Below are 19558 nucleotides of genomic sequence, written 5' to 3'. Positions count from 1 at the left end.
ATTTTATTTATAATTTTTGCATGTTAAATTTTGAAAAAGATTATTGAAATGAATATGATTTGATTTTAGGTTTAGATGAAGCAGGCAGAGGCTGTTGTGCTGGTCCTTTGGTTGTAGCGGGAGTAATCTTTAATAAAAATTATGTTAATTTAGACATTAATGATTCAAAAAAATTGAATTCTAAAAAAAGAGAAGAACTTTTTAAAATAATCAAAAGAGATGCATTAGCCTATAAAATAGTAGTTTATGATGCAAATTATGTTGATTTATTTAACCCTAAACAAACATCTAGAAATGGTATGTTAAAAATAGTTAAAGAAATTGAACTTAAACCAAATTTAATCATTACAGATTTTGAAAAAATTGACCAAACAGACATTAAACAAATCAATTTAGTCAAGGGGGACAGTAAAAGTATTTCTGTTGCAGCGGCTTCCATTTTAGCTAAGGTTTTTAGAGACCAACTAATGGAAAATTATGATCAAAAATATCCACAGTACAATTTTAAGAAACACAAGGGTTACGCAACTAAAGATCATCAAAACGTACTTGAAGCTTTTGGTCCTTCTCCAATTCATCGACTGACTTATAAAAACGTTGAAAAATGCATAAAAAAATAGATTTTTTAAAAATCTATTTTTTTATCTTACACCATGAATATGGAAAGAAAGGATAATTGCACATGAAACTAAACCAGCAAAGAAAACAATCATTACAAGTCTGAATAATCTTCTTTCGTGATGTGCATGATAAAATTCTGGTAAAAATTCAATAATAGCTGCAAAAAGAAAAATTCCTGCAACCATTGCTTGAATTAGTGCTCTTATTTGTCAAAGTTTATTTATATATTCACCCAAATATATTCCAATATACATTAAAGGAATAAGGAACAACAATGAAGAAATTGATCAAAAAGTAGCTTTTCATTTACTAATCCCCATTTCTCTTTGACGATAAAAGAAAATCAAAATTTCGGGAATTAAGTGTAAAATGAAGCTAATGATAAAAGCTCAACCTAATGTATTAAGTTTAGTTCCAATTTCAAAAAAACTATTTAAGCTATATCCAATTATCAATCCTGCAGGTATCCTGTGAGTTAAAATCATAAAAAGAGCAATGATTTTATTTTTATCTTCACTTTTTCCATTAACTTTATATTTTGTGTTTACTCTTTTTGCACTATGATCAGGAGCGATATCATGTTCCATGTGATTGTGATTATCATTTGCATGCGCAAGTTCATGAGAGTGAATAAATAGACGAGCTTGTGGATCATTTCTAAGGGCTTTAACTTTTGAAATTCATTTAACTAATCTTCTTAAACCGTATGCTAATCCTAATCCAACGGCAAAACCTAATCCAACTAATAATATATTTCAACCAAAAGTTTGATTTGAATTATAACCAGATGATGGTGCACTTGAAGAACTTACTTCAAGTGCTTCTCTAAGAAATCCAAATAGTGCCATTGCTATAAAAAATCCAGTAACAAAAGCATAAACAAGCAGTGTTCCTCTTTTGTTTAATTTTTCTTTTTTAAAAAGAGGAAAAATTAATGTTATTAATATAGGGATTCCCAAAATGAAAAAAGCAGCAATTAGAACAAAGTAAAATTTGGCTAAAATTAATTCATTGTTAGCATCCCAATCAATAATTCCATAATTTGCATGACCATTTTTTAAAATTTCTATAAATGATTTTATAAAAGTCATTAAAATCTTTCTACATTTATTACTCAGTTAATTCAATGTTGTGAAATACTTCTTGTACATCATCATCATCTTCTAATTGAGCAATAAATTCACTTATTTTTTGTGATTTTTCAGCATCAAAAGTAACCATACTATTTGGAATATAAGTTACTTCGCATTGAAGAAATTCAGCATTTTCTTCCAAAATGCTTTCAACTGCATTTTTACATTGGCTGAAATTTTCAGGCAATGTTGTAATAATATAAGTTTGATCTGTGGTTTCAAGGTCTTCTGCACCATTATCTAAAGCTACCATGGTTAAGGTTTCTTCGTCAATTGCATCTTTAGACAATTCTAAAATTCCTTTGTGATCAAATTGGAATGGTACTTGACCTGTTTTTCCTAATGAAGCGTTTTGTCTATTGAAGTACATAGTCATAGATGATTTTGTACGATTCATATTATCACTTAAAGTTTGAATTAAAAATGTAGCTCCACCTGTAATTGTTGCATTGAATAATGTTTCAACAAAAACTGCTCCATCTTTTCCTTCACCTTTTGCTTTAGCTAATGCTCTTTCGATATTTGCTTTAGGCATATTTTTACTTTTAGCTTTTGCAATAGCTAATTTAAGTGCTGGATTTTTATCTGGATCTGGTCCTCCTGCTGCTGTGGCTGCAACATAAATTTCCTTAAAAAGTTTTTGAAAAATTTTTCCTCTTGCTGCATCGTTTGCACCTTTTTTATGCTTAATTCCTGCTCAATGTGAGTGTCCTGCCATAATTATTTTTCTCCTTTTTGATTTAAAAATTCTTCAATACTAAGAGGTCTATAAATATGATCTCTTTTATGTTGACTATTTGCATGTAATTTTTCAATTTTTTCTTTTGTTTTTTGTTCTACATCATTTCCAATTAAATAATTGTCTAGTTCATAGTAAGTAAAACCTAATTCATCTTCATCACTTTGATTTTCCCAAAGTCCTGCAGATGGTTTTTTTGTAATTACACTATTTGGAACATTTAAAAATTGTGCCATTGCTTTAACTTCGCTTTTTAATAAATGACTAATTGGCAACAAATCAGCTCCACCATCTCCAAATTTTGTGAAATAACCTATAAAATACTCATCAAAATTATCAGTTCCTAAAACTAAATAATTTAAATTTTGTGCTAAGGCATATAAAGTTGTCATTCTTAAACGAGGTTTAATGTTGCTTTTTGCAAGAAGAGATAAATCACCATATTCTTGATTTAAACTTAAAAAAGCTTTTTCTAAATTAATTGTTTTAGTTTTTAAATTTAAATTTTTTTCAATGGCTTTTAAATCATTTTCTTCATGTTTCATCGAATCTATTGGCATAATTACTGCCAAATGATTTTCAGGAAAAGCTTTTTGACTCAAGGCTGCAATTAATGCAGAATCAATTCCGCCCGAAAGTCCAAAAATAACTCCTTTTGCTTTAACTTTATTGACCATTGTTTTGATTCAAGAAATTAAATAATCAACATATAAAGAAATCTTTTCTTTATCAAAACTATCATTTAAATCAAAGTTTTGATAAAATCCAATTCTTTTTTTATCATTAGTTGTTTTCATAAATTTCCAAACTACAGTTTAAATTTAATAAATAAATAACTTCTAATATTTTAATACATATACTTAAATATGACTATTAATATTATTGTGAAAATTAATTATTTATTTCTAAATTGTTTTCATTTGCATATTTTTTAATTTTATAATCATCTTCATCAACTGCTGTTGTTTTGATTTGACGCATTTTAAATGCTTTTAAATAATTAGAATTTTCATTTCTTAAATCAAATATTTTTTCTCTAATTAATTTGTGTCCTTCAGTATCTAAATTTAATTTTTCTCAAAGCGAATCACTCATTTCAATCATAAATTCATAAGTTTCCTTATCAGTGTCTAAATTAGGCATTTTGAGAAAAAAATCATGATTTTTATCTTTAAAAGTTTTTTGAAAATTTTGAATAATTTTTCAATATTCATTGTCTTCAAAAAAATCAAACAACTCACTTCCATAAACAACATTGATATGATTTTCAACATCATCATTTAGATGTTGAATGTAAATATGTTTGTTAGTTTTAATTTCTTCATCGACAAATCATAAATAACTTTTGATTTGATAATCTTCAAAGTGTTTTTTAATTAGATAGTTATCACTTTTAAATTTTTCAATTATTTCTATAGCCTTGTTGTTTGAATAATAATCTCTCTTTTTCTGTCATATGCAAAACAATGTTTTTGTGTTTTGGTCTCTAAATAAGTGCGATAAGTTAATTTTATGTTCTAGAATAACATCAGATTCTTCATCTTTTGTTAAAACTTTTAATTTATTTTCTAGTGCTTCAAATTTTTTACTAATAAAAAAATAAGCAACTAAATCATTTAAAAATTTATAGTAATTGTTTTCCTGAGTTCGTAAAAAAGATTGTTCTAATTTAGTTAAGAAGTTAAATAAATTTAATAGAGAAAAGTATCTAAAAGGTGCATCAATAAGCTTAATTAGTAATTTTGGACCATTTCCCTTAATTAATCTTTCTTTTAATAAATTCTCAAATTCGTTATAGTTCATAGTTATTTTCCTCTAAATTTTCATAATTTTTGTATTTATTAATTCTAATTACCCGTGATTCAAAATTTTTAACTTTTTTCTCAAAAGTAACCACTTTAGTTCAGATTTTTTTCTTTTCGGGTTTTTCTAAACTATCGAAAAGATAAGCAAACTTTTGTGGATCATCTTTAATTGGTGAGTGGGATTTACCTATAATTGTGACAAATGTGTCGATTTGATTAGCGAAATCCATTAGTGATTTTGTACCTACAATAGGATCATTTTCTCCAACAACAAAAATAATTTTGTCCTTTAATTCTTCATATTGCACTTTTAATTTTTTCATATATTCATCGTTTAAAATATATTTTTCTAAAAGATTGTATCAATTACCTTCTCTTGAAAAACTTTCACTTAAACGCTGTGTTTTTTTAAATTTAGAACTAATTTTTGAAATTGTTTCTCCTATTAGCTTATGGGTAGTACTTATTGGTTTAATTACTTTTTGTAAGATGGAGTAACCATTATTAATTACCATAAAAGGATGAATTGTTGCAACCATAATTAATCTTTTTATTCTTTTATCTTTTCCGATATTTAAGGCAACACCTCCACCCATTGAATGAGCAACAACTACTATTTTTTTGCTTTTAATTTCTTTTAAAACTGCCTGAGCAGCTTCTGTTCATCATTCTAAAGTAATATTTTCTGGGCTGACATTTTCAAAGTATTTATTACCTGGAAAATTAATTGCCACAATATTATATTTTTGATTTTTTTGCGCAATAGGAAGGCAAAAATCACTTGATGAATTAATTCCGTGCAAAAATAAAAATGTTGTATCGCTTTTATTGTTTTTATAGTAAATAGGAATTATGTAGTTTTTTACTTTGATATAGTTTAGTTTCATAAGTAACATTATAAAAAAAGTTTTTTTAGTGGTATCATGTAATTAAATAAATTTTTAAATTTATATCATTGTCACATTGCTTTGCAATTGTGTTTTTTTTACTAATGAAAGGAGTGAGATGAAAAAAGAAGACTTAAAACAAAATGAACAAGAAAAAACTAAAGTTAATGATCTTGAATACACAAATTCTTTAAAACCAGAGTATGACATTTTTACTAAAGAAAAAGAAGATGATTTAAAAAAAATAGTTAAAAAAAGTAATACTCAATATAGATACACACGGCTTTCTAATTTTGTATTAAGATTATCAAGATTTTATGCGCCCATGCCGTTGTACAAATTAGTCTTAATTACAGGCTTTTTAGCAATTTTATTTGGTGTAGTTGGAATTCTTTTTGTTAAAAACCCAGGTATTTACAACTTTGGAGCAGCAGCAATTGGTCAAGCATTATCAAAAATAGTAAATGTTATTTTGAGATCTAATTCTTATGTTACACCTGCAATATATAATGCTATTGATCATGCTCTCTTCTGGATTTCATATTTAATCTTAAGTATTCCAATATTTATTTTTGGTTTTAAAAAAGTAGGGAAAATATTTACTTTGCTAACTTTTGAATTTTTAATTATAAGTAGTCTTGTTTCTTTTGGATTAGGACAAATTCAACAAATAAATGAATTTTATTTAATTGGTGATTTTTCAACATCGGGAATTTCTAACGAAGCAAAAGATTTAGTTGCGCAAAATTTATGACAAGGAAAAAGTCAGATTTGACAACTAATTCCACTTCAATGATCTGATGGAGGAACAATAATTGCACAAATTATTTTCGCCTTTGTTTATGCAATAATGTTAGCTTTCTTCTTCGCAATAATTGCCATAATGGGCGGTTCTGCAGGGGTAACAGGAATAATTGGTGAATATATGTCCACTGTAAAACATAAAAATTTTGGAACAGTTAATGCATATATAAATTTAGTTATTATGATTATTTCAGTCCTTATTGGAACATATCTTTCAGGAAGCTTAATTTTAAGTGATTTGGCAACAAATGTTCAAAATATTGAGGGAATTGCAAAAGAAGATTTAGAAATAATTAGTAAAATTTCTTCTTTTAGATGACAAACTGCTCTTTATTTTTCACCTAATATGATTTCTACTATGTTTTGTAATTTTGTTTTTGCAATTGTTTTAAATAAACTTTTCCCTAAATTCAAAATAGTTCAATTAAAAATTTACTCTCCTCACATGACGGATATTAGAAGAGCAATCATTGAAGACAAAAAAACAATTAATAGCTTTACGATCACCAAAGGAATTGGTGGTTATTCAGGAAACAAAACTAAAGTTTTAACTGCTGTTACTTTATACAAACAAGTACCAAGATTGATTAAAAAAGTAAGATCTGTTGACGAAACTGCCTTAATTACAGTTAATAATATTGCTTCGGTAGACGGTAATTTATATCTACCAGAAGATAAATTTTAGACTTCACAATTGTGAAGTTTTTTATTGCACTTATAGAGCAAAATTGTTCAATTAATATATAATACTAATACTTAGTATTATTATAGAGAACTATTTAAGGAAAAGGAGATTTTATGACTGATAAAAGAGATTATGGCGCAAGTAATTTAAGGGTTTTAGAAGGCTTAGATCCTGTTAGAGTTAGACCTGGAATGTACATTGGTTCAACAGGAATAAAAGGATTGCATCACCTAGTTTGAGAAATTGTTGATAACTCAGTTGATGAGTGCATGGCAGGTTTTGCTAATGAAATTAAAATCACTTTGACAAAAGATGGTTATGTTCAAGTTGAAGATAATGGCCGTGGAATTCCAACTGACATGCACCCTGAAACAGGTATGTCAGGTGTTGAAACTGCATTGACAAAATTGCACGCAGGTGGAAAGTTTGATTCAAATACTTATAAAGTTTCAGGAGGTTTACACGGTGTTGGTGCCTCAGTTGTAAATGCTTTAAGTGATGATTTAGAAGCTTGAGTAAAAAGAGACGGAAAATTACACTATGCCCATTTTCAAAATGGAGGTCAAATTATCCAACCTTTAACAATTTTAGATGAAGTAGACAAAAATGAAACTGGAACAACAATTAAATTCCACCCCGATTTCACTGTAATGGACAAAAATAATTTTGACAAAGATGTAATTGTGGATCATGCTAAACAAATTGCCTATCTTAATAAAGGTCTTAAAATTTCTGTTAAAGATGAGAGAGATAATACTTACAATGAATTCGTTTTTGAAGGTGGAATTGTAGATTATGTTAAAGAATTAAACACCGGACAGACTTTAATAACTGAACAAATTATTTACGCAGAAGGTGAATATTCACATGGTGAAGACGCTCCTGTTCAAGTAGAAGTTGCTCTTCAGTACAATTCAAAAATTACCGGAAATATTGTTTCATATGCTAATAACATCTTAACAACAGAAGGCGGAACACATGAAAACGGTTTTTATGATGCTTTAACTCGTTTACTTAATTCTTATGGATTAGATTCAGGAATCATCAAAAAAGATGAAGAAAAAGTATCACGTGAAGACGTTAAAGAAGGACTTGTTGCCATTATCTCAATTAAACACACTGATCCAATTTTTGAAGGTCAAACTAAAACTAAATTAGGAAATAAAGATGCAAGAATTGCTGTAAATAAGGTATTTTCAGAAAATTTAGAAAGATTTTTAAATGAAAATCCTAATGAAGCTAAGTTAATTGTGCAGAAAACTTTAGCTGCTAAAAAATCTAGAATTGCTGCAGAAACAGCTAGAGATGCAGCAAGAAGAAAGACAGTTTTTGAATCTGGTTCATTGCCAGGTAAACTAGCAGATTGCACTTCCAAAAATGCTGAAATTAGTGAACTTTACATTGTTGAGGGTAATTCAGCGGGAGGAAGTGCTAAGATGGGTAGAGATCGTACTACTCAGGCAATTTTACCATTGAGAGGTAAGGTTATTAATGTTGAAAAAAACCAAGCAAGTAAAGTTTTCAATAATGAAGAAATTAACTCTTTAATCGCGGCTTTGGGAACAGGAGTTTTAGATAATTTCAATATTAATAAACTTAGATATCACAAAATTATCATAATGACTGATGCCGATGTGGACGGTGCCCACATTAGAACTTTACTTTTAACTTTCTTCTATCGTTACTTTAGAAAATTAATTGAATATGGCTTTATTTATATTGCACAACCGCCACTTTATAAAATTCAACAAAATAAAAATGTCGAGTATGCATATAATGACGAACAAAAAGATGAAATTATGAGTAAATTAAATCCAAATTCAAAAATTAATATTCAACGTTACAAAGGACTTGGTGAAATGGATCCTGAACAACTTTGAGAAACAACAATGAATCCTGAAACAAGATTAATGTTACAAGTTCAAATTGAAGATGCAGCAAGAGCTGATCAAATGTTCACAATTCTAATGGGTGATGATGTAGCTCCAAGACGTGAATTCATTGAACAAAACGCAAAATATGTAAAAAATATCGATTTTTAATGTTTTTTTGCACTTTTTACATTTTTTAGTATAAAATCTAATTAACATTACTTAGTTATAAAAAGAAAAGGAGGCTATATGCTACAGCTTAGAGAAATTACTACCAAAGAATACAAAGATGAAATATCAAAAGAACAAGGACTTTATGTTTTAGTCTTTCACGCACTATGATGTCCACCATGTAAAATGTTTAAACACACTTTAGAAGAAGTTGTTTCTAAAAATAATGTTCCTGTTTATCGTGTAGATGTTGACGCGAACCAAGATTTAACTGATGAATTTGGTGTTACCTCAATGCCAACATGATTTATTTTTAAAGATGGAAAACAAGTTCAAAAAGGTTTAGGTTACATGCCACATCCTACCTTTGAATTAGAACTAAAAAAACATATGTAATTAAAAATCTCTCAGTTAGAGAGATTTTTAATTTTCTAATATAAAATAAGATTATGAAATTAATAACCGATAATCGCCGAGGAATGCATGGCTATAAAATTTTAGATAAGTATGAATGTGGAATGGTACTACAAGGTTGAGAAGTTAAATCTGCAAGAGCTAACACTGTTAATTTGCAAAATTCATATTGTTTTTTTAGAAAAGGTGAATTATTTTTATATAACGCACTTTTTAAAAGTTATATGCTTGAAAAAAATGATGAAACACGCGAGCGAAAATTGCTAATGCACAAAAAAGAATTAATAAGACTTAATTCAAAATTAGATAAGTTAGGAAACGGAACAATTATCCCAACCAAACTATATTTCACTCCAACGAGTAAAATCAAAATAGAAATTGCTTTGGTAGTTGGAATGAGCAAAAGTGATAAAAGAGAAGAAATAAAAGCCAAAGACAACGAACTTTATTTAAAGAAAATTAAACAATATTATTAAAAAATATCACACTACAAAATGCGATATTTTTTAAACTGGCACAAAAAGAAATTGATAAATTAAAACTCCAATGGTAATTACTAAAGATGATAAACCAATAAGCAAGATAATTCAAGTGATTGTTTTAATTAATTTATATTTTTTAGCATTTTTTATTTTTTCTTGAGTAATATCTTCTGGTTTAAGATCATATTTTTTTAATTCATATGAATCTTGTTTTCAATTTAATCATTTTTTATTTTTTGCTAATTGTCAAAAAAGAATAATGGCTACAAAAAGACATGCAAAACTAAGGAAGGGAAAGATAGAATAAATAGTAAGAAAAGGTTGTTTATAAGTAACATTATAATAATTTGTTGCTTCAACTACTATATGCGAAAAATTTTCCATATTTTTATTCCTTTAAAATTCAATGAATTTAATAATACCAAATTCAAAGAAAATTTATTTTAATTTAGCATTATCTTTTAAAGTTAATAAAAATCGCCTTGAGCGATTTTTATTAATCTTCTTCTTTAATTTCTTTTAAAAGTTGAAAATCTTTAACATCTGTAAGTTCTGCTTGTTTTGCTTGTAAATAAACTTTTTTATTAATATTTTCAAATTTTTTACCTAAATCTTCAAGAGATTTTAAAGCTTTTTCTTGTTGTTTTTTACTATCGTTATATTTTTTAGCAATTTCAGCGTAACTTGAAACAATACTTCTAAATAAATCTTCAATGTTTTTTAACTCTTTTGAGATTCTTTGAGCTTTTGAGAAAAGATCAAAATGACTAATATAAAGCATTATATTTGAAGGACTTACTGGCAAGACTTTAGGATATTTTCTTAAAATATCGTCTCTATCTTTAGATTTAATAAAAAAGTAATAAATGCCTTCACTTGGGAAAAACAATAAAGCGTGTGTTGTAGTTTTATTTTCCACAACGTATTTTGCTACTTCTTTAAATCTTTCTTTAATTGATTCAATAACTTTTTTATAGTTAATTTCTGTTGGATTATCGTTATATTCTCGATATGTTGTAACTGGGAATTTTGAGTCAATTGGAAGAATTATTGGTTCTCCATTTTCATTGTACATATTAACAGCAGCATCAACTATAGAATCATCTTTTATTTTATATTGAAGAGAATATTTGTTTGTCAAATTACCGTAAGCATTTTCTAAGATATCATAAAGAATTTTTTCACCAAAAGTACCGTAATTCTTTGAGTTTTGGAAAATTGCTTTAATGTCAGTAATGTTTTGATTAACATTTTGAATTATTCCTATATTCTCTGTTAAAGTGTTAATTGTAGTAATTGATTGTTCAAAAGAAGCTTCAATTTTTTTAGCAAGTTCATTCTTCAATTTCTCATCAATTTCTTTTTTAATTTGTTGTAATTCTATCTCTACACGTTTATTAATATTTTCTAGTGCTAGATTATTTTCTTTTTTAATTGCACTTAGTTCATCATTTTTACTTTGCTGTATTTTTTCTAAAGCCATTGATTGTCTATCGAATAATTCAGCTATTTTATTGTTTAATAGGTCAATGGCTTGAGTATTTTTAAGCATTAAATTTTCACTTAAAAATTTAATTGCTTTAGTATTTTCTTCTTCTAGAAAATTTAATTTTTTAATCATCTGACTTTTTAGTGAATTATCTGCAACATCAACTAACTCATTTTTAATATTTTTAGTTTCTTGCTCAAATTCACTTATAGTTCTTTTCTCTAAATCAATAAATTTATTTGTCAAAAATTCGAATAATTCATTTTTAATAGTTGAAATTTGTAGTTTTAATTCATTATCAGTGGATTGCTCACTTCTTTTTTTTCGTTTTAGGTAAGTTACCAAAATACCTATAAATAAGGTTAATACTAATAAAATAATTAAAATTTGTAAAACAATTAATGCAGCTAACATTTTTACATCTCCTCTTTATTTAAAACAAAATTTTTAATTTGTTTTATTCCTTCTTTAGAATTATAAATATCTTCTAATTTTAAATTATATGCATTAAAAATATTAAAAGTAAATTTACAATCACTTAGTGCATCATGGTGGGTAAAATCTTTTATTCATTTTTCACCAATTCTATTTTTATAACTTTCTAAACTATGACTTTGAAAATCTAGTATTTTCTTAAGCGTCTGTCATGTGCATGCATAGTTAAACGATACATTGATTTGGTATTTTAAAAAAACGTATTTTAAAGTTTTGGTTATATCAAAAGATGCATTATGAGCCAAAATTAATGTTTTATTATCAATTAGGGATGCTAAATTTTTATTTCAAACTTCATCAAAATATGGAGCATCAATTACATGCCTATAACCAATATTATGTGTTGAAATAAATCTATTTTGCTGTCTTGCTATTGGATGAGGTTTTATAAGAGAATTAAATTCTTTAATAATTTCATTATTTTCAATCAAAATTGCACCAATTGAGCAGATAGATAAAGGATCATGATTAAAGGTTTCAATGTCGATAATTAAAAATCTTTTAAAATTATTGCTAATTTTTTCAAAGTTATTTATTAAATAAGTAACTTTATTAATTTCATTAGTTAAAGCGGTGTTTTTATTTGTCAGTCATAAAGAATTTTCTTTTTTAACTTTTTCAATTGCATTAATAGTATCTTTTATAAAAGAAGAATCATCTATTTTTAAAAGTTCAAAATTTTTAACTTCAATAATTTTTTCAACAATTTTAATAACTTCATCATTTGTTATATCAATTTCTATTTTTTGATTATTTTTAACATTATGTAAAATCATTTTAAAATCTTTAAAGTTATTAAAATCATTTTTAATCAATAAGTATTTGTAAGTTATAAGTTGAATATAATGTTCAAAAGAAAATTCTTTTATGAATTTAAATTCAATAATATTTTTGTTTTGATAGTCAATGCAATCAATTAAACCAGAAATTCATATATTTTTGTTTCCCATTTGAAATAAATGATTAACAGGTTTTTCAAATTCTAAATTGTCATGATCAATCTTCATTCTGTCATAGATTTCATTATACTTTTCTTGACTAATTCAATTATGTTTATTTTCTGGAATAGTCGTAATTTTAACCATCAAATTATCTATTAATGAATTATATAAATTTGATAAAAATAAAATTTTTTCAGGTTTTAAAATCTGTTTAATTTGAATTTCTTTCAAAATGACATCAATTTTAATTTTTAAAAAAGCCATGTTTTTATTTTTTTCAGATGTATCAAATTTAGCCATATGAAAAAAAGTATTAAGATTTTTTATTGTCTGATTTCTGGTTTCTTGATTTTTTAAAAAGGCATAATACAAAGTTATAGAAGTTCCAGAAATATTTGAGATATTTTCAACAATTTCTTTTTCATTAATCTTTAGTGTTAAATAATCATCCACTAAAATTTCCTTTTTATTTTTTGGAGAAAGTTCCTTGAATTTTAAATTATCATTAATTCAAATCATTAAATCTTTATCTAAGTGTTTAGTTAAAGATGAAACGCTATATTTTGTAGTATTAGATTCTTCTTTTTCATCCAACTTAAAAAGAATTTTTTTATTTTTAAATTCACCTGCGTAATTTTCTAATAGTTTATTGTAGTTTTGTAAAAAAGGTAGTTGAAAATGTTTCTGATCATGAATTAAATACAACTCTTTTTTTGCTCTTGTTGCTGCAACATAATAAAGATTATTAAAATTAAACGGATTGATTTTTTTATCAAATCACTTAAAATAAGAATTATCGAATTCAATAACAATTGCAACATCTCTTTCTAATCCCTTAGATTGATGAATTGTAGAAAAAACTAACTTGTTTCTAATTTCATTTTGTGAAAGTTGTTGATCTTCATTGTTTGCATAATAAATATTGAAACCTAGTTGTGTTAGGTCGTTTGCAATTTTTTTGCCTATAAAAAAATTTGGTTTTGTTACAGGAGAAAGAATAAAAATATTTTCTTGTCCATGCCTTTCTATGATTTTTTTAATTTGGTTGATAAAAACTTTATAATCATTTTCATTTTCATAATCATAAATTTGATAAAAAACACTATTTGATAGTTTATTTGGGCTATTGATTAAATTATCACCAAACATGTGTTCATTTACAAATTCAGCCATTTCAGTGGTAATTCTAAATGAAGTTGTTAATTGTTTTTTTACTCAAGGGTATTTATTTACAATTAGTTTATCAACAAATTCTAAATATCTAGGATCGGCTTTCAAATATTCATAAATACTTTGGTATTTATCACCAATTACCGCTAATTTATAGTCTTTTTGATTATTTTCTAAAATTAGAATTATAAATTCAAGATATTGTTGAGTTAAATCTTGTGCTTCATCAATAAAAATAACATCGTATTTTAAATTAATGAGATGTTTTTTACCACCTCTTACAAAATTATGTAAAGAAATGTCGTCCTTACAAGTTTGATTAAAAAAAACACTGGCAAAAGAGTGAAAAGTATAAATTTCTGTGTTAAATATTTCTTGTTCATTCAACTTTAAATTACCATCATCCATCAATTTTCTGTTATATGTTAAAGCGAGAATTTTTTTATCTGGATTTTGCAAAGCAAATTGTAAAATTGTTGTTGTTTTACCTGCTCCAGCAAATGCTTGAACTATAACATTGTTATTTTTTAGAGAATCAATTATTTCTTGTTGTTCTTTAGTGGGAATATTTATAGGATTTTTCATAATAACAAAAATAAACAAATAAAAATATTTATTTACCTTTCTTAATTACATCTGGAGTGTAAACAACAACTTGATTTTTAAGATCATCATTGACTAAGTCATAAAGATTTCTCTCTATAATTAAGCCTAATTTGACAAAATCTTCTAAGATTTTGAAACTATATTTATTCAAATGATCAATGTTTGATGGAGAACCAATATCTGTTAAAACCATGTTTTTATCGCCAACAGTAGCCAAAGCCATAAAAACATCATGTGAAGATGACGCTGTATAAACATAACCACTTTTAAAAATACTTTGTGCAACTTCTTTGACTTTTGCATCTTGTTTTCAATCTAATTCTAAAATTACACAATTAATTTTTTCTAATTCACAACCATTAATAAATCCATTTCGTCTTTCGACTCTGTATTTCTCTTTTAAGTGAATATCATCAACATAAACCAAAGTATCGGTTTCTTTCATAATGTTTTTAAATTTGAAAACTAAATTTTTAAAAGCTTCTCCATAATCAATAGTAATTTTTTTATCACCATCTAAGTAATTGTTGTAAAGAAAAATTTTTGTTTTTCTAGGTCTATTTTGTTCTATATATTTTTTTATCATTTCTTCCAAATTTGGAGGCATAAAAACAATAACTCCGAATGGCTTTCAACTTAAAATATTTTTAATTTCTTTAACAAAATTTTGATTTGATGAATAAGAAACAAAAATTTTTTTGTTTTTTCTCCTAGCTCCAAACTGAATACCTTCTAAAACTCTGTAATAAGCTTCTGAAGGCGTTTCAGGTAAAATTGCAAAGATAGTATTATCACGATCTTTGATAACTTTATTTCCTAAAGAAGGCACGTATTCTTTTTTTTGAAGGGCATCTTCAATTAATTCTTTATTTTTATCAGAAATATAGCATTCATTGAAGTATCTGCTAACTGTTGCAACTGACAAACCAGTTAATTTAGCAATTTCTTTGTAGCCGAATTCTTTCATAAAAATAATTATATTTTAAATGTGAAAAAAAGTAAATTTTTACATATTTTAAAAGTTATAAAAAAAATCTATAGTTTTTTTAATAACTGTATAATAATTATGTTAATAGAACAATAACCTTGTAATCTGGTCAGGATAGAAATATAGCAGCCATATCGAGAAGTGTTGTGTCTATTAACTTTTTTATATAAGGAATAAAATGAGAACAGTTCAACAGCCGCTAAAATTTAGTGAATTTAAAAATAAGCATTTCGCTAAAACAGAAGAAGAAGTTACAAAAGTTATAAAAGAAATAGCAAGTAATTCAACATTTAAGAATATTAAGTGATTTTTAATTTCAGGAATTTTAACAATTCTTCTTGGAATAGTTTTGATGGTAATTTTATTTACTCTTGTTAAAAATAATACAGGTATTATTGTTTCGCTAGGTGTTGGAATAGGATTAATTATCGTTGGTTCGCTATTAATAAAATTGTGAACAGTTAAAGTTAAACAACTAAAGAGTTTAATACTTAAAGAATTAAAACAAAAGAGAATGTTTCTTAATTTATTAAAAGAGCTTAATTTAAAACTTATTAGAATTGAAGATTTACAAAATAATATAGTTGATGAAAAAACTAAAAGTGATTTTGTGGAACATATTAATAAAATGCACAATCCTATTAGTAATTTTGAAAAGTCTTTAAAAGGTCTTGGGGGTATTCCTAATGATGCACAAATTGTTAAAAAAAATGATCAAATAGCTATTTTAGATGAATGATCAAATACATGAGTAGGTCAACAAATTACTTTCCAGTGACAAAGAACATCTTCAGATTTAAAAGGAAATATCACAGTTCAAACCTATAACAAAGATGTTTATGCTTTTGAAGGAATTTATTTAAATGTTCATGAAAATGATAATTTGAATTTTTCAATAGGAACAAGAACACTAGTTAATTACAATCATTATTCAAACACTAAATTAGAAAATAAAGAATTTAATAAAATGTTTAATGTTTATACAAATGATCAATTAAAAATTAGAAAAGCTTTTACTCCTCTTTCTATGGAAGTTTTATTAAACCATGTTAAGGAAAATAAAAATGCAATTCCATCTCTTTTTGGAATGACATACATTAATGGTAATGTAAAAGCATGATTTATTCCAACCGGACAAATTTTATATATTGATCTACCAACAGGATATACAGCTTTAAAAACCATTGTTAGACAAGTGACAAATGATTTAATTAAAGATGTTTATTTACTTTATTGAATAGTTTCATTTATGAACACTCCACCAATGTTCTATTAAAGATAAAAAAATAAAATTTGGTTTAAGCCAAATTTTTTTTATATGGTGGAGATGACGGGAGTCGAACCCGCGTCCATAAATCAAGCCACTATTATCACTTTTTACAGTTTAGTTTGTTTTTTATAAATACTTAATTTTTTAAACAAACAAACAAAAATCAGTATTAATATTTTGACACAAATATTAGGCGGACCTTAAAACCGACTTAAAAAATAAGATCATCTTTTTTAAGTCACTTGTTGCTTTTAACTAAGCAAAAACAAGGTTTGAAGTTTGAAGTGAATTTGCAATTGCAAATTCAGGAAGCATGTTAGCTTCGTTTACTTTTTCATCTTTTGCGATTCTAAAGCCTAGTGGCATTATAGTCTGCCAAACTACTGATGATAATAGTACCCAAAGTATGTCGAAACCATTACATCCCCAATTTAATTTATTATATAAAATCAATAAACTATAAGCATAAATTTAATATACTTTTTATTAATATGAATAGCAAAAGAAAAATTTTATCTCTTGAACACTATTTTAAAAATAATGAAAATGGTGAAATGATTGCAATTCCAAAATTAGATTTTTATGAAGACACTTCGACTGCTATTTTGCTATTAGACAAAATAGATTTTTTAATGAACAATAACATTCAAAATATTTTGATGGACAAAAAAGCAATTCTTTCTTATTTTTCTTCATTAAAAAATAATGAAAATAATGATCAGTTTGATATTGAAATGAATAAAAAAGAAATACTTAAACATATTGTTTTTATGGATTTAAAAACTGTTAATAATCAAAAATCAGATATTCCTTTTGTTTCAAAATATCTTGATATTCTTCAACAAAACGAAAACAATTTAAAAAGTATTACTAAAATTCAGAAAATGATTTCAAAGTATAGTTTTGTCTTCAAAAAGATTCTTTTCAATGCTATTGAAGATGATGTTTTACTTTTAAAAAAACATTTTTCAAACTTTAATGAAGAACAAGACAGATTTATTAATGAATACGAACAATTATCTAAAAAAAATGATGAATTAGAACTTTTAGAATTAATGGCTGCTTATCAAGATACAGGACAAAAAATTTTTACTTTACTTGTAAATGATGTTTTTAATATTTTTAAATCTGTATATGATAAATTTGATTTTTTTCAAAAACAAACATTTGAAAATCTAGATTTTTTAGGCGACGAAAATATTGTAAATTTGCAGAAAGAGCTTTTCTGACTAGAAAAAATTAAAACAAGCGGTAAAGAAGCTATCATTACAGAATTAAAATTAAGAGATTTAAATATTAAAAAAAGTGAAATTGCTAAATATTTAAATAATTCTATTCTTGCAAGTTATAAAAAATGAAATTTCTTACTAAATTGATACAAAGAAGCCTATAAAATAGACAAAAAGAGAACATTGAATTTTCCAAAAAATACTCCTCAATACAAACATTTAGTGAAAACGTATTTAATGAAAAAGTTTATTTATTTGAAGTTAAGACAAATAGATAAAAAATCTTTTTTTAGTATTACAGATTTAAAAACATTAGATGAATTAAGAAGAGATTTAGATCTTCAAAGTAAACTTTTCATCTCGAATAATTTAGCTCCAACAATGTTTGTTAATGATGAAAACATTGAAATGAAAGTCAAAAAAATAATTTGAAAAGAGTTTTATTTTAACTTTGATAATTATTTTAATAGTTCAGATGATTTAATTTATCAGTCAAAAGACTTAATAAAAAATATTAAAAAAGAGATATCTGAAACTCATAAACATAAGAAAAATTTTGTTTCAAATGACGGATTCGAATTAAAAATTTTACAAATTAAAGACCAAATTATTGATTTAAAATCTGAATATGCATGACAAAATGAAAAAATAAAATCAAGATATTTAGAAACAATCAAAAATGGATCTAATATTTTAAATAGCATCGAGGAATTTTCAAAAAATTATAAAAAAATAACAAGCAAATATTTGAATTTAAAAAATAAATTTGAAAAAGACAGATTACAAGGAAAATTTAAAAATTTTGAACCTTCAAATTTGAAACAATTATCTGAAAATCACTATAAAACAGCAACATATTTCAATTCTTTCAACTTTTTATTTACTAATTTATTGTTAATTAAAAATTTAATTGTTCAAAAAAATGAATTATCAACGCAACAATTAATAGGTATTGATAAATTATTGAAATTTACCGGTATTTTTAATAATTCTTCAATTGAAATTGAAAACTTAATTATTGATACTGAAACAATAAGTTATGCTGACAGATTAAAAATTAATTTTCTGTTTGCCTTGAATAAAAATCCAAGATTTATTTTTATTACAGACGATCCTTCAAATAAGGAAAATAAGGCAAAAATAGACTTTTTAAAAACTGTTAAAAACACTTGCGAAGAACAAAAAGTTAATTTTGTTTTTATAACAGATAATAAAAATCTTCTAAAAGAAGAATATTTTGAAAATTTGTATGTTTTTATAGATCAAAAAGAAATTGAATATGGAAAATTGATAAATGTTTTAAAAAACCCTATAAATCCTTGACTTAGTAAAAATCAATTACAAAATAAACATATTCTTTTAAAATTTTTTAACGACGAATACGTTTTTCATGATATTTATGAAATAGATAATGCACATTTTGTGGTGGGAACACCATCAAATATTTCTTCATGAGACAATCCAATTTTAAAAAACAATATTCAAAATTTAACTTTCATTCTAAACGAAGATTCACAAGAACACACAATAGAATTCAAAATTTTAGATTTATCAAGTCCATTTGGAGAAATTGAATTTTTCATTTTAGACAAATTTAAAAAAGTTCAAAATCAAGAAAATACAAATCTTTTCACAATAACAAATGAACTAACAGATAAATATAAAGAACTTTATTATCAACAAAATTTAGAAGTGCCTAATTTTGAAACATTAAATGAAGAAGCCTTTTAAAAGGCTTTTTTTGTGACTTTAGAAGAT

General features: G+C 25.4%; 16 protein-coding genes and 2 other RNA genes. 8 read left to right on the top strand and 10 right to left on the bottom strand.

The annotated features are described in order from the left end of the window. Window positions 1-20 precede the first annotated feature (20 nt). Entirely contained in the window at window positions 21-620 is a 600-nt protein-coding gene (rnhB, locus tag EXC37_RS02625) for a ribonuclease HII (protein WP_029891863.1), read from the top strand. Between the two features lie 21 nt (window positions 621-641). Here rnhB and EXC37_RS02620 read toward each other — a convergent pair whose 3' ends face one another. The 5 genes from EXC37_RS02620 to EXC37_RS02600 form a co-directional block, all read right to left on the bottom strand. Then, complete coding sequence (locus EXC37_RS02620) at window positions 642-1712, bottom strand: ZIP family metal transporter (RefSeq protein WP_223211544.1); 1071 nt, start codon at window positions 1710-1712, stop codon at window positions 642-644. A gap of 19 nt (window positions 1713-1731) precedes the next feature. Continuing rightward, entirely contained in the window at window positions 1732-2472 is a 741-nt protein-coding gene (locus EXC37_RS02615; protein ID WP_029891861.1) for a YebC/PmpR family DNA-binding transcriptional regulator, read from the bottom strand. A 2-nt stretch (window positions 2473-2474) separates the two neighbouring features. Further along, window positions 2475-3290 (bottom strand): NAD(+) synthase, encoded by an 816-nt coding sequence (gene nadE, locus EXC37_RS02610; RefSeq protein WP_029891860.1) that lies wholly within the window; start codon window positions 3288-3290, stop codon window positions 2475-2477. 94 nt (window positions 3291-3384) lie between these two features. Continuing rightward, window positions 3385-4296: an HpyAIV family type II restriction enzyme gene (locus tag EXC37_RS02605; RefSeq protein WP_051660703.1), complete on the bottom strand. Its 912-nt coding sequence runs from the start codon at window positions 4294-4296 to the stop codon at window positions 3385-3387. Then, window positions 4286-5185, bottom strand: coding sequence for an alpha/beta hydrolase (locus tag EXC37_RS02600; protein ID WP_036445834.1), 900 nt, complete (start codon window positions 5183-5185; stop codon window positions 4286-4288). The genes EXC37_RS02605 and EXC37_RS02600 overlap by 11 nt, the downstream gene beginning before the upstream one ends. Window positions 5186-5303: 118 nt before the next feature. On the opposite strand from EXC37_RS02600, the gene EXC37_RS02595 reads away from it, so the two are divergent. From EXC37_RS02595 to smpB, 4 genes are all read left to right on the top strand, one after another. Then, window positions 5304-6674 (top strand): DUF2179 domain-containing protein, encoded by a 1371-nt coding sequence (locus EXC37_RS02595; protein ID WP_029891857.1) that lies wholly within the window; start codon window positions 5304-5306, stop codon window positions 6672-6674. Between the two features lie 113 nt (window positions 6675-6787). Continuing rightward, window positions 6788-8716, top strand: a complete 1929-nt coding sequence (gyrB, locus tag EXC37_RS02590; RefSeq protein WP_029891856.1) for a DNA topoisomerase (ATP-hydrolyzing) subunit B — start codon at window positions 6788-6790, stop codon at window positions 8714-8716. A gap of 78 nt (window positions 8717-8794) precedes the next feature. Continuing rightward, window positions 8795-9112: a thioredoxin family protein gene (locus tag EXC37_RS02585; RefSeq protein WP_029891855.1), complete on the top strand. Its 318-nt coding sequence runs from the start codon at window positions 8795-8797 to the stop codon at window positions 9110-9112. A gap of 53 nt (window positions 9113-9165) precedes the next feature. Continuing rightward, window positions 9166-9606, top strand: coding sequence for an SsrA-binding protein (gene smpB, locus EXC37_RS02580; protein WP_006608802.1), 441 nt, complete (start codon window positions 9166-9168; stop codon window positions 9604-9606). A 30-nt stretch (window positions 9607-9636) separates the two neighbouring features. On the opposite strand, the gene EXC37_RS02575 is transcribed toward smpB, so the two are convergent. The 4 genes from EXC37_RS02575 to EXC37_RS02560 all read right to left on the bottom strand — a co-directional run bounded on the left by EXC37_RS02575 (window position 9637) and on the right by EXC37_RS02560 (window position 15280). Then, window positions 9637-9996 carry a hypothetical protein gene (locus EXC37_RS02575; RefSeq protein WP_029891854.1) on the bottom strand — a complete coding sequence of 120 codons (360 nt, stop codon included), beginning with the start codon at window positions 9994-9996 and terminating at the stop codon, window positions 9637-9639. A gap of 112 nt (window positions 9997-10108) precedes the next feature. Then, window positions 10109-11515: a DNA recombination protein RmuC gene (gene rmuC, locus EXC37_RS02570; protein ID WP_029891853.1), complete on the bottom strand. Its 1407-nt coding sequence runs from the start codon at window positions 11513-11515 to the stop codon at window positions 10109-10111. A 2-nt stretch (window positions 11516-11517) separates the two neighbouring features. Next, window positions 11518-14292, bottom strand: a complete 2775-nt coding sequence (locus EXC37_RS02565; protein ID WP_029891852.1) for an exonuclease domain-containing protein — start codon at window positions 14290-14292, stop codon at window positions 11518-11520. Between the two features lie 28 nt (window positions 14293-14320). After that, window positions 14321-15280: a LacI family DNA-binding transcriptional regulator gene (locus EXC37_RS02560; protein ID WP_029891851.1), complete on the bottom strand. Its 960-nt coding sequence runs from the start codon at window positions 15278-15280 to the stop codon at window positions 14321-14323. A gap of 98 nt (window positions 15281-15378) precedes the next feature. Between EXC37_RS02560 and ffs the strand changes: the two genes are divergently transcribed. Both ffs and EXC37_RS02550 read left to right on the top strand, forming a co-directional pair. Continuing rightward, window positions 15379-15465, top strand: an RNA gene (ffs, locus tag EXC37_RS02555) — signal recognition particle sRNA small type. A gap of 14 nt (window positions 15466-15479) precedes the next feature. After that, complete coding sequence (locus tag EXC37_RS02550) at window positions 15480-16577, top strand: DUF3137 domain-containing protein (RefSeq protein WP_006608796.1); 1098 nt, start codon at window positions 15480-15482, stop codon at window positions 16575-16577. A gap of 43 nt (window positions 16578-16620) precedes the next feature. On the opposite strand, the gene ssrA is transcribed toward EXC37_RS02550, so the two are convergent. Next, window positions 16621-16999, bottom strand: a transfer-messenger RNA (tmRNA) gene (gene ssrA / locus EXC37_RS02545). Between the two features lie 63 nt (window positions 17000-17062). Here ssrA and EXC37_RS02540 point away from each other — a divergent pair. Further along, a complete protein-coding gene (locus tag EXC37_RS02540) occupies window positions 17063-19531 on the top strand; it encodes an MAG1360 family OppF-related protein (protein WP_029891850.1) in 2469 nt (822 codons plus the stop codon). The last annotated feature ends 27 nt before the right edge of the window (window positions 19532-19558 follow it).

The organism is Mycoplasmopsis columbina (assembly GCF_900660685.1).
GTDB lineage: Bacteria > Bacillota_I > Bacilli_A > Mycoplasmatales > Metamycoplasmataceae > Mycoplasmopsis > Mycoplasmopsis columbina.
This window is presented reverse-complemented; position numbering and strand designations above follow the sequence as displayed.